The 14,374-nt window shown below is 63.6% G+C and carries 5 protein-coding genes and 1 pseudogene; 4 read left to right on the forward strand and 2 right to left on the reverse strand.

Annotated features, from left to right (window positions below; translation table 11 throughout):
• Positions 1-2,047: Ig-like domain-containing protein (locus ABD169_RS01710; RefSeq protein ID WP_344028526.1), on the reverse strand; the 2,047-nt coding region annotated here is incomplete at its 3' end.
• Positions 2,048-2,255: 208 nt separating this feature from the next.
• Positions 2,256-2,693: a hypothetical protein gene (locus ABD169_RS01715; protein ID WP_344028529.1), complete on the reverse strand. Its 438-nt coding sequence runs from the start codon at positions 2,691-2,693 to the stop codon at positions 2,256-2,258.
• Positions 2,694-4,181: 1,488 nt separating this feature from the next.
• Between ABD169_RS01715 and ABD169_RS01720 the strand changes: the two are divergent.
• From ABD169_RS01720 to ABD169_RS16165, 4 genes and pseudogenes are all read left to right on the forward strand, one after another.
• Positions 4,182-5,158: pseudogene (locus tag ABD169_RS01720) on the forward strand (IS481 family transposase).
• Between the two features lie 172 nt (positions 5,159-5,330).
• The gene (locus ABD169_RS01725; protein WP_344028532.1) at positions 5,331-5,843 is read left to right on the forward strand and encodes a helix-turn-helix domain-containing protein; all 513 of its coding nucleotides are present in this window, start codon (positions 5,331-5,333) and stop codon (positions 5,841-5,843) included.
• A 329-nt stretch (positions 5,844-6,172) separates the two neighbouring features.
• Positions 6,173-13,243: a DUF5979 domain-containing protein gene (locus ABD169_RS01730; protein ID WP_344028535.1), complete on the forward strand. Its 7,071-nt coding sequence runs from the start codon at positions 6,173-6,175 to the stop codon at positions 13,241-13,243.
• A 320-nt stretch (positions 13,244-13,563) separates the two neighbouring features.
• The gene (locus ABD169_RS16165) at positions 13,564-14,061 is read left to right on the forward strand and encodes a DUF5979 domain-containing protein (RefSeq protein ID WP_425560938.1); all 498 of its coding nucleotides are present in this window, start codon (positions 13,564-13,566) and stop codon (positions 14,059-14,061) included.
• Positions 14,062-14,374: the final 313 nt, after the last annotated feature.

Consider the following 14,374-nt stretch of genomic DNA (forward strand, 5'->3'; position numbering starts at 1 on the left):
CGCCGGCCTCGTTCTTCACGACAACCGTCGCACCAGGCTCAGCCTGACCCGACACCTTCGAACCGTTCGACGGATCCACCACCGGCGCCGCAGGAGCAGCCGCGTCAACGGTCACCTCAGCAGGCTCCGACGTGTTCCCCGAGGGGCTCGTCACCTCAACAGCAATGACGTCACCATCGTTCGGCTTCGGCGACAGCGGAATCGTGAAGTTCCCCTCAGCATCCGACTGGCCCTGACCAATGACGTTGCCGTCCTTGTCCTTGACAACAACCTCAGCACCAGGCTCGGTCTTACCCGAAACCTCGGAACCGTTCGACGGATCAACCGTCGGCGCAGCCGGCGCAACCGCGTCAACCACAACGACCGTCGCATCAGACTCGTTCTTCGCCGCATCAACCGCGACCACAGACAGCTTCTCGCCATCCTTCGCAGCCGGATCCAGCACGACCGAGAAACGACCATCCTGATCAGCAACCACGCTGCCAACCACGTCGCCGGCCTCGTTCTTCACGACAACCGTCGCACCAGGCTCAGCCTGACCCGACACCTTCGAACCGTTCGACGGATCCACCACCGGCGCCGCAGGAGCAGCCGCGTCAACGGTCACCTCAGCAGGCTCCGAAAGATTGCCTACGGTGTTCTTCGCGTACACGCTGATCGTTTCACCGTCGCTAGGCACCGGAGAAAGCTCGAGGCTAAAAGAACCGTCCGGCTTCGCGGTGCCAGTACCAATGACATCCCCCGCAGCGTTCTTCACTACAATTCCGACTCCGGGAGTCGCCTTGCCGCTCACGCTCTGCCCGTTGCTGGGCTGTGCAGTGGGCGCGGCCGGACGGGTGGAGTCAAACACCACGCTCAGACTCTTCGTCGGTGAAGCTTTCCCGTCACTTGTCGTGTTCGACACGGTCAGGCTGTTAGAGCCTGAAACAAGGTTACTCGTCGCCTGCGCGTACCACAGGCCGTCTTCACCGACCCTGGTCTCTGCGACAACGAGCGTTCCCCGCTTAACTACTACAGGAGAACCTGGCTGGCCCTTGCCAGAGATCGGGAAGCCGATTCCCTGAAGGCTGCCGCTCGCGGGCGAGTCGAGAGTGAACAAGTAAGAGTTGTAATACACCGGGGAACCCACGACATTATTCCCATTAATGTCCGTGTAGGTCGGTGTGAGGTACCCGAAGCCAGCCGGCAACTCGGTTGACCAGGCGTTCCCAATGGGAATGAAGGCGGTTCCTACCGTTTTGCCGTCTGCGTCCCGGAGCGTCACAGTGGAACCGGCGTCACCGGCGCCCGACACAGTGGTTGATCCCGTCACTGGCGCAGTAGTGACCGAAGAAACCGACTTCGGGTTCGTTACTGCCCAGTGCGTCGGAGTCGTGCTTGTCTCTCCACCCAATTCCAAGGTCGCGCCTGCCGGAAGCGACCGGACCACAGCCGAAATTGCGGCAGTCGGGGCGAGATAGACATTTAGACTAAACGAAACTCTATAATCTTTTGGCACCACCGAGCCCGCCGGAATCGTGCAAGATGCCAGCCGCCTATCAATCGAGAAGTCGCAATAGTCTTTAGCTGGCACATCGTAAGAAACGGGCCAGGATCCCGACTTGTTGTCGAGACGCATGCGAAGGTTTCCCGTCTCCTTGTTGAAGGCCTCCTCCGGGGGAAGCTTAATCTCGAGTTTCGCACCGCTCAAGTCAACCGACGCACCCGTCCTTGTCGCCCAGTACGTCCACGCGCCGCCACCTTGACCCGCTGTCTGAACGGCGGGGGGAGTAGTCTTGAGGCTCGAGTCCTGCGCGCCGGAGCCAGGAATGCCCAGCGAAATGAGGTCAGAAACACCGGCAGCCTGCGCCGCAGTCGGAGCCACAGCAACCGTGCCGAAGGTGGCAACCAATGCCGCCAACCCGGCAGTCATGATTCGACGCGCAGACGCGACTCCCTTTGGGGGTTCAGGTTGCATAAAGGCAATAGCGCGCCCTGCCAGATCGGCCCGATCTTCCCCCGTCGACAGGATTTCGCCATGCCGCACTGATTCTTTTCCTTTATCCATTCTTGTCTTTCTTGAATATAGACGATATAAAATACAAAGCCGTCGCTCACAGACAGGCACGGGAGCACGCGCTAACGGACACGCACTTGCATAAAACCCCTGAAGGGCTGAAGAACTTTCCGCGTCGCTCATCGCATCGCACTAGAGGCGTCACGACTTTTGACCAGCCAGCCGCGGTTTTCCGCTCGCAGAGCAGATAACACGCGCGCTACTTGCCGCCACCCTGCCGTTCGGCAATCGTGTAGTTCAGAACATCTTTGCCTTTGACTTCAGTCACCCCGACTCGAACGGAGTACTTCGCATTCGCAAATGAGTAGGCTTTCACCTTGCCGCCAGATTCACTCTCGCCGATAATCTTGAAATCTCTCTTTTCGAGCTGCTTCAGCGCGTTTTCTCTAGAGTCACTTTCTCCGAGCTCGACACTCACGTTCCAAGCCCCGCCGCTTTTCCCGGCCGACAGGATAGTCCCCTCGGCAATTTGCACCGCACCCGGAAGGTCTTTCGGCATCTTGACTTCGTGGGCGGCCCCGCCCACGCAGCCAGTGAGTCCGGTCACGAACACGGCACCAGCCAGGAGCGCCAGAGCTTTCGCGCCAAACCGCACACGCCATGCCGTTCGACTCACATTTTTAGCTGCAACTTCCACAGCCCCACTCCTTTTCCCTTCAGAGCCCAAACCAGCGGATCGCTTGCGATTGGGCGCGCACCTTGCGCATTCCCAAGGGTCAGGGAAGCCAGGTCACCTTCTTGGGGACGAGACCGATGCCCCGAGCCCCGACCTTCAAAACCGGTGTCCTGCTTCAGGCTCTCCGTACAAAACGAGCTGACGTGCGTGCAGTCGAAACCGCCGACAATCGCCTGGCTCAGGCCCACCCTCCACAAGCTCTAACCGAGCCGCTTTCCAACGATGCAGACGGACATCTCCGTTTCGCGCAAGCATCCTCTCCCCGGCAGTCGAAGATCCTGCCGCGGTGGACCCCCGGGCGGGTGACGGAAGAACCAGCAGTTCCCGACAACAGAAAGGTAGACCGAGCAGAACCCCGCCTTCGGCCAGGACCATCACGGTCTCGCACCTATGTACGCGCGTTCTCCACGGACCACAGCACGGGAGGTACGCATTTGCGTCCGATGCGCACGCAGATTCGGATCGCCGAGGATCTATCTTCCCCCGCCCAGGTGAAGATAGATGACGAGCGCAGATGTTCACTCCTGGCCACCCCGGGCCATTCACAGTTCTGCAGCTCCCCTTCACGCGGCTGGCATGGCGGTGGGTTAAGCCCAGCCAGCCCCCGAAGGGCCTCAGGCGGGCATCCCCCCCCCCCCCCCCCCCCCCCCCCCCCCGAAGGAATGCCCGCCTGCGCTCTTGATCACAGTCTTAGACCTCGGGGACGGTTCCCATGCCGAACACATTTGCGGACCCGTCGTGCGCACCAGATCCGGCCGCCATTCTTCTCGCCCTTGAAGATGAGTCTTGGATCTGGGAGTCCGTGCTCGATGTGTTTGAACCTCGCGATGCCATGCTTACATGGCGGCACTATCGTGACGGAGGATGATGGCTTGCTAAGTTCACCTCAAACGGTAGGACGGTTGCGTGGATCAGCATCTGGGATGGCGCAGTGCGTGTCGCCTTCCATTTTGCGGAGCGTATGAGGCCCACAGTCGTGGATTGCCCTACGATCTCTTCTCAACGTCGTGTGCACCTTACCTGTGCGCCACCAACGAGCCATTTGTTCTCAATCTCCATAGGCGTTCACGCGGCAGAAGACATCGCCGATGTCGCAGCACTTCGCCGCCTCAAGCTCACGCTGAGATAGGGCCCCCTTCTGCCCTATTTGCAGGGCAAGTGACTGCTGGCCTGCGGAAATACGGGACCCAGACCGGAGTCTGCGGCCTCGGTTGGGAAAGGCGCCCGCCTAGGCATACAGGAGTCCACGCTCCGGCCTTTTAGAGGTCACGGGTCCATGCTTTATCCGTCTCGCGAACGTTCAAATTCCCTGAGCCCCGTGCCGGCGCGCCCTCCCTGGCTCGCCCGGCGCTAGCTGCACTGACCCGGATCGTTGTTGACGTAGGAGAAGCCTCCGGTGTCGAGTTGGAGCTGTCTAGTTCTACAAGCTCGCACACACGGAGGCTTCTCGTGTCCCACGCTAATGCCCGGCTGGCCCCAGCCGGGAGATTGATCATGATCCAGCGCATCCAGTCCGGCCGGCCGGTCGCGCACGTCGCCGCAGAAATGGGTATCTCCCGCACGACAGCGTGGCGATGGTGGCGCAGGTACCGCGACCACGGGCTGGCCGGGCTGACAGACCGATCCAGCATCGCGAGATCGCATCCAGCACGGACGAGTACCTGCGTGGAGACACGGGTGCGGATCATGCGGCACTTCACCCGCCGCGGGCCGGTGTTCATCGCGGGCAAGCTCGGCATGCACGCCTCGACCGTTGGCCGGGTGCTGCGCCGTCACCGGGTGCCGCTGCTGCGGGAGCTGGACCCAGTCACCGGGACCCGGATCCGGGCAGAACGGCGCTCCGCCCGCAGGTACGAGCATGATCATCCCGGCTCGCTGGTCCATATCGATGTGAAGAAACTCGGCCGGATCCCTGACGGCGGCTGGTGGCGTATGCATAGCCGCGGCGAACGACCCAATAGGAAACGGGGACTGGGTTACGACTACGTCCACACCGTCATCGATGACCATTCTCGTGTCGCCTACGCGGAGATCCACTATGACGATCAGGGCACCCCACCGCGGCGGGCATCCTCGAACGCGCGATCGCGTTCTACGCGAGTCTGGGCGTGAGGGTCGAACGCGTCATCAGCGATAACGCGTTCGCCTACCGGCACTCAACTGTGGTCCACAGCGTGATCGATGCTCACGGCATCCGGCAGATATTCATTAAGCCGCACTGTCCACGGACGAATGGGAAGGTTGAACGCCTGAACTGGACTCTCGCTGCCGAGTGGGCCCAGGCGAGGCTTTGGACTTCCAACAATGCCCGAGCCGCTGGCTTGACGGCCTGGCTCGACCACTACAACCCAGACAGAGCCCATCTCGGCATCGGAGGCAAGACCCCCATCGATCGAATCAACAACGGTCGAGGTCAGCACGTCTAGATGCGGGTCGCGACTCGTGTGAGACGGATCGGAACGATAACCACCGCAACACAAGTCGAAGTCGCACTTGCCCCCCCAACACCCTGCTCAGACTCCTCAGTTAGGCTGAAATCGTGTGTTCCGCGCGGGGTGGGGCGACGGAGGGGTACTGCTAGTGTCTACGGAAGGCTCTGTGGCCGAGTCGATTGCGCATCCCGTTCGGCTCCGATGCCTTCAACTCTTGCTGGGCAGACCGATGACCACAGCAGAGCTGTCCGGCCTCATACCTGATGTCTCACAGGCCACCGTATATCGCCATGTAAGCGAGCTGATCCGTACTGGGTACGTCGAAGTCGTCCGAGAACGGCGGGTGAGGGGAACTACCGAACGAACGCTCGCGCTCGGGAAACGTCTGCTGCGCCTGGAGTTTGAAGAACTCTCCACGCTCAACGACCGCGAACTTCGAGACAGCTTCACGGAGTTCCTGGTGCAAGTCGCGCACTCATTCGAACGACTCGTTGATCACGACGAGCCTGCGCTGCGCCCGCTCATGTCGATCAGTACCGAAACGGTGTTCGTAAACGTCGAAGACCTTGCCGCAATCGAGGCCGAGGTGACTGCAGTGCTTGACCGGTACCGAACCCCTGGTGCAGGCCGCCACCGCTTGAGTAACATCACCATACGCATCCCCGCCGCCGAGGTATAGCCCGAGACGGCGCCAGCAGTCGGTCGAAATCTCTCCTACCTGAGCAAGAATATTTTCAGTAGTGCCCAGCGCTGGCCACCAGTGAGAACAATAGAACCCCCTCTCCTGGTAGGTCTAGGAGACGGAAAGTTGTATTTCGCGAATGATCGCGCGGGTATAAGGTTTCCCCAGAAGCCGAACTCGCAGCGACGCGCAAGTTCGGTCAGCTCGACGAGGGGATCACCGCCGTGGGACGTTCTACTCCGCATCGGAAACCGTTTGCACGAGGACTCGCGCTCGTTCTCGGGCTTGCGCTTGCGCTCGGCCTCCCGGCCGTCCCGCAGGCCGCGATGGCAGCTGAGCCCACGGCGGTTCTCGCCATCAAGAAGTCCGCGTCGAGTCCCGAGGTGCGTCCAGGAGAGACCCTGGAGTACACGGTCGAGGTCTCATGCTCGACCCTCCAAGACGTCGGATGCGTCAATGCGGTCCTGACCGACTCGGTGCCGGCGGAGTTCGAAATCGTGGATGTATCGGTCTCGAACGCGCCCCATGAGAAGCCCCTGTTCTCGGGGCAGGACGTGAAGGTCGTCTTCGCCGAGAAGCTCGACGAGAGCTCGATCGGCCTGATCGACAATGCGAGCGCGACGGTCACCATCACGGTGAAACTGCGCGACGGACTATCGTACGAGAAGAACGGCGTCGAGATCCCGAACACCGCCGAGGTCGCTGCCGACAATGCACGGACGCAATCATCGACGGCGGTGACCAAGCCGGTCATCGAGCTGAAACTCGCGACGTCGGCCACAAAGTCGTTCGAGCCCAAGACTGGGCAGGCGAAACCCGGCACGAAGACCAAACTGACGCTGGGAGGCGTCAACGAGTCGAACGCCGGTGTCGAGTCGCTGACGCTCACGGATCCGGTCGATCCTAGCGCGGGGAACGGTCCGTTCGAGAGGCTCGCGATCACCGGGCTCTCGGGGATCACCTACCCGGAGGGGGCTGTGCAGGCTCGGGTGCAGTACTTCATCGACGGTGGATGGGTCGACGGTGGCTCTGCCGCCGACGGGCAGATCCCGAATGCGCCTCCGGGAGTTGATCTTGCGAAGGCGGTCGGGGTCCGCGTCTTTTTCGTTGCAGCTGACGGGAAGCAGCTCCCTCAGAGCGCGACGGGCGGCATCGTCCTGGACCTGGTCCAGCGCGAGAACGTCGTGCAGCTCGATGAGACCACGGTTGTGAAGAACACGGTCGAGAGCACGGTCGAGCTCGGTGGCAAGCACGCGTCCGGTACCCATTCCGCCGACTACACGATCGTGACCGACCCGATCACTGTCGGGGCGGGCAAGACCTTCGAACCGGATACCGTGCTGCCCGGACAGCCCTCGAAGGTGACGTTGAGTGGGACGAACTCGGGGCTGACGCCGCTCGATGCGCTCTCGATCCGCGAACCTGCAGCAGGAGACTTCGACGCGAGGATCGAGTTCACGGGGTTCACGTCGAAGGTCTCCTACCCGCAGGGAGCGGATTCGGGCCGGCTCACGCTGGTCTACCTGGATCGTTCTGGTGACACGAAGACGTACGAGCAGGACCTCAGCGACGGTGCAGCGTTCCCAGCGCTGCCCGACGACTTCGGTTCACTCAAACATTTCGAGGTCCGTTTCTCGCACACAGGGGGAGAGCCGATCATCGCGGGTGCTGAGGCGCGGATCGAGTTCGGCGTCACCGCAACCGATGCGCTGCCCGCGGGAACGAGGATCGACAACGTTGTCAAGGTGACCGGCAGTGCGAACGACGCCGATGTCTCGGCCCAGGCGAGCGACACGCTCACGATCGAAGAACGTACGCTCGAGGTCGAGACGCAGAAGAAGGTCAGCCCGGGTACCATCTGGGGCGTCGCCGGCGAGGTCGCGACGATCCAGCTGCCCACCAAGGTGAAGGAACGACCGGCTTCGAACACGAACGCGCACCAGATCGTGGTGAGCGATCCCGTGCTCGGAGCGGACGGCAAACCGGCCGATTCCGAGTGGTGGAAGTCGTTCAAGCCGACCGCGATCACGAAGACCGACGTACCGGTCGGAGCCACGCTCACGATCGAGTACTTCGACACCGTTGCGGGTGAATGGAAGACGCTTCAGAGCGATGTTCCGGGCGGCCAGTCGTTCTCGATGAATATCCCGGCGGAACTGCAGGACCGGATCGGCGGACTGAAGTTCACCTTCGAGAACACGGATCCGGGATTCTCTCCCGGATCCATCGTGCAGCCGAACATCACGACAGAATTGCGGCAGAGCCTGCAGCCCAAGCCCGAGGGCAGCGACGTACAGGTGCGCAACTGCTCGGGGGCCTCGGCGCACGCTCCAGGTACGACAGCGGGGGCCGCAACCGTCGACCCGTGCCCGGAGATCGAGATACTCGCACCGACGCCGGGCGAATACGACCTGCTGAGCAAGCAGTGGATCGCTCCGGCCGACGGGCTCGTCTCCGCGCGGTCGGGTGAGCACGCCACCTCGCGGCTGCGCTGGTCCACCGGTGGACTGAGCGGCATCGAGAAGATCGTGATCGCGGACACCCGCACCGGGAACTCGCAGGACGCCGGCCCGAAGGACGCCTTGGCCGACACGACGTTCGAGGCCTTCGACCTGCTGGCCGTGCACGCAATCACCGCGGAGAGCGACCCACTGCTGAAGTACGACAAGATCGTCGCCGTCGAGCTGTGGCGCTCGGGCGCGTGGGTTCCTGCGAGCGGTGCCACCGGGCTTCCGTATTCGGGATCGATGCCGGAGATCAAGCTGACGTCGGCCGAGCAAGCCTCGACGACGGGGGTACGCCTGATCGTGGAGGAGAACGCTGAGGCCCGGAAGGCCTCGACGGATCCGACCGCGCCGACGGTCGGCAGCGGTGTCGCCCGCTCGAACGGGAACACCCGCACCGTCGATCTCGAGTGGGCGGTGCGCGACACGAAGCGCTCGGATGATTCGCCCGTGCTCGGGAGCGATCTCTACAACACGACCACGGCCGGCGACGTGAACAACATCGCGAACGTTTCGGGGTTCACGGACGGCAGCGGTGTCGCCCGCGACGAGGACTCCGACCTGATCTCGATCCTTGACCGTCCGCTGACAGTCAGTGTGGCCAAGGGATGGTCGGGAGGGCCTCTGGGGATACCGCCGCAGGGCACGGTAGAGAGCCAGTATCCGAGCGGACGCGTCACGATCGCCGCGACGAACACTACCGTCGCGAAGGTGGATCGGCTCAGCATCGTCGATCCGGGCACGGCTGGCGGTGGTAAGGATCCCTTCTCGGTGTTCGACCTGAAGAAGATCGTGGGGATCACCATCCCCGAAGGCGCGAAGGAGGCCGAAACCATTGTGCTGCTGCACCGTGCGAACGTGCCCGACCAGCGTCTCAATGTGGCCGATGCGAAAGCGCAGACCTCCGAGCAGCTGAGGGACGTGGTCGGCGTGAGGGTCGAGCATAACGGACGCATCGTCTCCGGCGGGAAATCGGTGCTCACCATGGATCTCCGGCTGCGCGCCACGCACCGCAACGGGGGCGCCCCGGTGACGCTGGCGGACTCCCCGGTGAAGAACATGACGACCGCGACCGTTGAGGACGCGGGCGGTGTGAACGGGAACCACACGGTGAGCGCGCAGGACGAGGCGCAGATCGCGCTCGCGAACCTGAACATCGGGATCACCACGACGAAGTCCTTCGACCCTGCATCCCAACCCGCGACGCTGCTGCCCAGCGAACCCGGGTACGCGGATGAGCCGTGGGACCCTGTGAAGATGACCTTGAGCGCGCGTCCGAGCGGGTCGGCCCGGGCCGCGGAAATGGTGGTCACGGATGATACGGCGCCGTTCTGGAACGCCTACCGTTTCGTCGGATTCGATCCAGCGTTCGCGCTCTCAGCACCGATCCAGGAAGTGCGGGTCGATGCGCTCGTCGGCGGAGTCCACGAGACCGGCCCGGGGAACAGCTTGACGCTCAAGCTGGCGAGCTGGAAAGAAGGTAGCTTCGCGGATACCCCGAAGCTGCCGTCCTCGGTGGACCCCGGTGACGTGCAGGGTCTACGGTTCACCTTCCGACGCACCGACGGTTCTCAGTGGGAGAACCCGGCAAACCCGAAACAGGAGCTCCCGCTGCTGGTGAAGCGGCGCGCCTTCCTCGCCTCGGACGGATCGACACCGGTGCCGTACACCGGTCAAGCCGCCGCCCCAGGCGAGGCCATCCTGGTCGCGGGCCATCCCGGAGGCGGCCACTTCACGAACACCGTGGTCGGAGAAGTAACGAGTGCAGTCGCGGGATCAGGCTCGGTGCCGTTGAAGGCGTTGCACAGCACGACCGCGCAGGTGCTCTACGAGTCGGGACGGACCGAGGTGAGCGTCAAGAAGACGCCGATCGGAGCGCAGAAGCCCGGTGAGGTGATCCCGTTCACGCTCACGGTCACCAACACGGCACCCGTGTCCGCGGGAATGGAGAAGTCGATCCTGAACCCGCGGATCGTGGATCTGCTGCCGACCGATGCCGCAGGAAAACCCTGGTTGGTGTTCGACCCGGAAGGTGATGCGCCGCGCTACGCGTATGCGTTCCAGAAGGGCTCGGTGGCCCCGGCAGCCCCGAACCTGCCGATGACGACAGATGCCGCAAAGATTCGAGTGACTGAGGCACCCGGGACGAGCCCGAAGCGCATCGAGTTCGCGTTCCCCGACGGGACCGTGCTGATGCCTGGCGAGAGTTACACGATCACCATCAACATGATGTTCCGACCAGGCATCGTGGCGAACCAGCACATCACGAACGGGCTCGAGGTGACAGCAGAGGAGCCTTTCGCGTTCTGCAACGGCGTCGAAGGGGACGTGAACGCCTGCGCGACGAGTACCGAGGTGTATCCGACCGTGGTCGGTGCGCTGCGCGGGCAGAAGTTCGTGAAAGCCGACGATGACGAGCTCGGGGTGACGAACGTCGCGAACCCGGCCGCGTCCGACAAGTGCTCACCGGCGCTCTCTGATGATCTCGGGGCGTTCTACGCCAGGGATTGCGTGCCGATCACGAAGCCGCTGCACACCGAAACCTGGCGCGAGCAGGTGCAGAACAGCGGAACCGTCGACATGGACGAGGTGGTCGCCATCGACCGTCTCCCCGTACCCGGCGACCAGGGGGCGCTCGCGCTGCTGCCCCGCGGCAGCCAGTGGATGCCGGAATGGGCCGGAGCGCTTCGCATCGTCGATGCGCCCGGATACCGGAAGCCGGACTCCGTCGAGTTCTTCACTTCCGACGCCGCCGACCCCTGCACCGCCGACCTGTACCCGGCCAGCGGGACCCCCTGCCCGCCAGGTGCCTGGACACCCCTCGACGGGTCGACCGACCCGACCTCGGTGAAGCATGTGAAGGCGGTGTTCCACTTCGTCGATGACCCGGCGAACGACAAGCGCCTGTTCGCACCGGGCGACACGCTGGGATACACCTTCCAGACCCGCACTCCCGCTTCCTCACCGGTGATGACGTCGGACACCGTGGCCTGGAACACGATCGCGATCGGTGCCAAGACGGTCACCGCCGACGGACGCCAGACGGGCGAGGTACTCCCCTCGGAGGGACGCCGCGTCGGTGTCGCCCTGGCCACCGGCCCGCTCAGCGTGCTGAAGACCGTGACCGGAGCCGGCGCGGAGTTCGCGCCGAAGACCTTCGAGGTGCAGGTCGAGTGCCGTGTGAGCCATGACGGACTCACGGTGGCGCTGCCCCCGATCACGGCCACCGTGCCGAGCGGAAAGAAGACGGTGCTCGCCGAGCAGCTGCCCTGGGGCGCGAAATGCAGTGTCGTCGACCGGGGAGGGGCGAACGGGGAGACGTCCTCCACTCCGGGTGATGAAGTTACGATCGGACGCGATACCGATCCGGTTCCACTCGCGACGCTCGAGAACCACTACGACCTCACCTCGTTCACCGTCGAGAAGCAGGTGACGGGGGCGAGTACGGCGGAAGGGGCGCCCGTCGACTACGGTTCCTTCGCATTCGAAGCATCCTGCACCTTCCTGGGCAAGACGATCCTTCAGAAGCAGAAGGAGTTCCGTGCTGGTGAGCGCTGGACCCTGGAGGGGCTGCCCGTCGGCGCGGAGTGCACCGTGAAGGAAACTGAGGCGAAGGGCGCGGGGGTTTCGATCACCGTTGTATCGCCGGGCGGCGAGACCACCACGCAGGGGGCGAGCACGACCGTGACACTGCCTCCCCGGGAGAACGGGAATCCGGCGCTCCTGGTCCGCGCGAAGAACACGTTCGAACTCGCGGCGATCGAACTGGTCAAGCAGGTCGACGGTTCCGCTGCCGCAGGAGTTTCAGACTCTACGGTCTACGAGTTCGCGATCTCCTGCACCTGGGAGGGGCAGTCGGTCTTCCAGAAGACGGTCTCGATGACGAAGCGCGATGCGGTCGCCGGGAAGGTGATCCGCGTGGACACGCTGCCGAAGGGTGCGCGCTGCACAGTCGCGGAGACGGGCAGTGGAGGAGCGACGAGCTCGGAAGTGACCCCGAACGGCGGGAGCGAGGGTGTCCCTGCAGGATCGCTCACCGAGCCGGTGCGTTTCACCGCAGTCAATCGCTATGACGCCGGCGGACTGCGCGTGCAGAAAGAGATCGTCGGCCCCGGAGCCGATCGTTGGGGAACGGGCCCCTTCGAGGTGACGCTCGAGTGCACGCTAGCGGGGGCTCGGGTCGAAATCGACGGCGGTGCGAGCCGAACGCTGAACGTAGAGAACGGATACCGGGTCGAGTACGGTTCGCTCCCGGTCGGCGCGAAGTGCCTGCTGCAGGAGTCGAAGACCGGAGGCGCGACCAGCAGCACGGTCGTCGACTCCGAGGGGACTGAGCTCACCGGGCCGGTCGAGATCCGCGCCGGGGAAACCCCGGTGAGCCTGCGAGTGATCAACCGGTTCGATATCGGCGCGATTCGTGTCATCAAGCAGATCGTCGGTCCCGGAGCCGAGGCCGCGGGGAACCGTGAGTTCGTCGCCTCCCTGATCTGCACAATCGACAAGGATGGCGCGCGCGACAGGATCGAGATTCCCGGAGGACCGGACCGGACGCTGTCGAAGAAGGGCGGGTTCACCGCGCGGTACGAAGGCTTGCCAGTCGGCGCGAAGTGCGAGCTGCGCGAGACCAGCACCGGAGGCGCGGACGCCGTGTCGATCGTTCCGAACCTCGGCGACTCCGGAGTCGGGTTCGCCGAGATCAGGAACGGTGCGCATGTCGAGATCACCGTACGGAACTCGTTCAACACCGCCCCGGGAGAATCAAAGCCCCGGCTCGAGAACACCGGTTCGGGAACGTTGCTACCGTGGCTGGGCGCGGCAGGAGCCCTCATCGTGGCCGGCGTCCTCTTCCTGCTGCGTCGACGAAGCGGCGCGCTTCACCCCATCGACAACTAGGGCAGGCAGCCGAAGCAAAAACGGTCCAATAAGAAGGGAGAATCGAGTGCGGCAGGTGCGCTTACGGAAACAACCTTCGGCATGCTCACCTGCCCGCTGGCACCTCCAGCCAGGAAGCCTCCATCCAAATATTCGCACGCACATCACACACAGCTCCACGGGTACGCGAACTGGCAGCACCGAGCTCTGCTACGAACGCACGCAGATCAGAAATTCGCACGGGCTCCTCGTCGCATTCAGGCGAGGATTGGTGGTGAGCGCAGAATCCACTCCCCTTCACATCCCCCTGGGAAATTCATGGGCTGCGCTCCCCTTCAAGAGTGGCGGGCCTCGATGACCCCCTGGCCGGGTCCGCCACTCCCCCCCCAGGTGGAGGCTCCCTTCCGCCTGCTCGGGCCGGTCAGACAGACCCAATCTGCCCCCAGACATCGCGTCTCACCCACTTCGAGATTCCCGGAGGACCGGACCGGACGCTGTCGAAGAAGGGCGGGTTCACCGCGCGGCACGAAGGCTTGCCGGTCGGCGCGAAGTGCGAGCTGCGCGAGACCAGCACGGGAGGGGCGGATGCCGTGTCGATCGTTCCTGACCTCGGCGACTCCGGAGTCGGGTTCGCCGAGGTCAGGAACGGTGCGCATGTCGAGATCACCGTACGGAACTCGTTCAACACCGCCCCGGGAGGATCAAAGCCCCGGCTCGAGAACACCGGTTCGGGAACGTTGCTACCGCGGCTAGGAGCCGTCATCGCGCTTACCTCTGGCGGGATGCTGCTCCCCTTACGTCGTCGACGTGATGGTGTAGGACACTCTGGAACCTGCTGAGGTCCGCCCAGAAGCTTCGTTGATCGCCCATCGGTGGCGGGCCTGGTTCCAGGCCCGTTACCCCCTGTCCTGGCAAGTCACCAGAGCGAATGGACGCACCGTCTAAACCACAATCCCAGGAGCTCAAGCAGCCACGCCAAGCCGCTAACTACACGGTCGAGAAAATCTCCCCCCGGGGACGAGCGAAGATAAGGTTCATGACCGTGACGATGGATGCCATTGAGGCGGAAGAGCGCCGCAAAGACGCTTCCGACGACTCACCGGGCATCCGCCTCACAAGGCTTGCCCTGAAACACGAAGCAGTGACACGCCT

This window comes from Leucobacter iarius, from assembly GCF_039530105.1.
Lineage (GTDB): Bacteria > Actinomycetota > Actinomycetes > Actinomycetales > Microbacteriaceae > Leucobacter > Leucobacter iarius.

Bases quoted from the DNA above. Each gene is read 5' to 3' on its own strand.
- ABD169_RS01730 (WP_344028535.1), top strand. From the start codon at position 6,173: ATGGCAGCTGAGCCCACGGCGGTTCTCGCCATCAAGAAGTCCGCGTCG.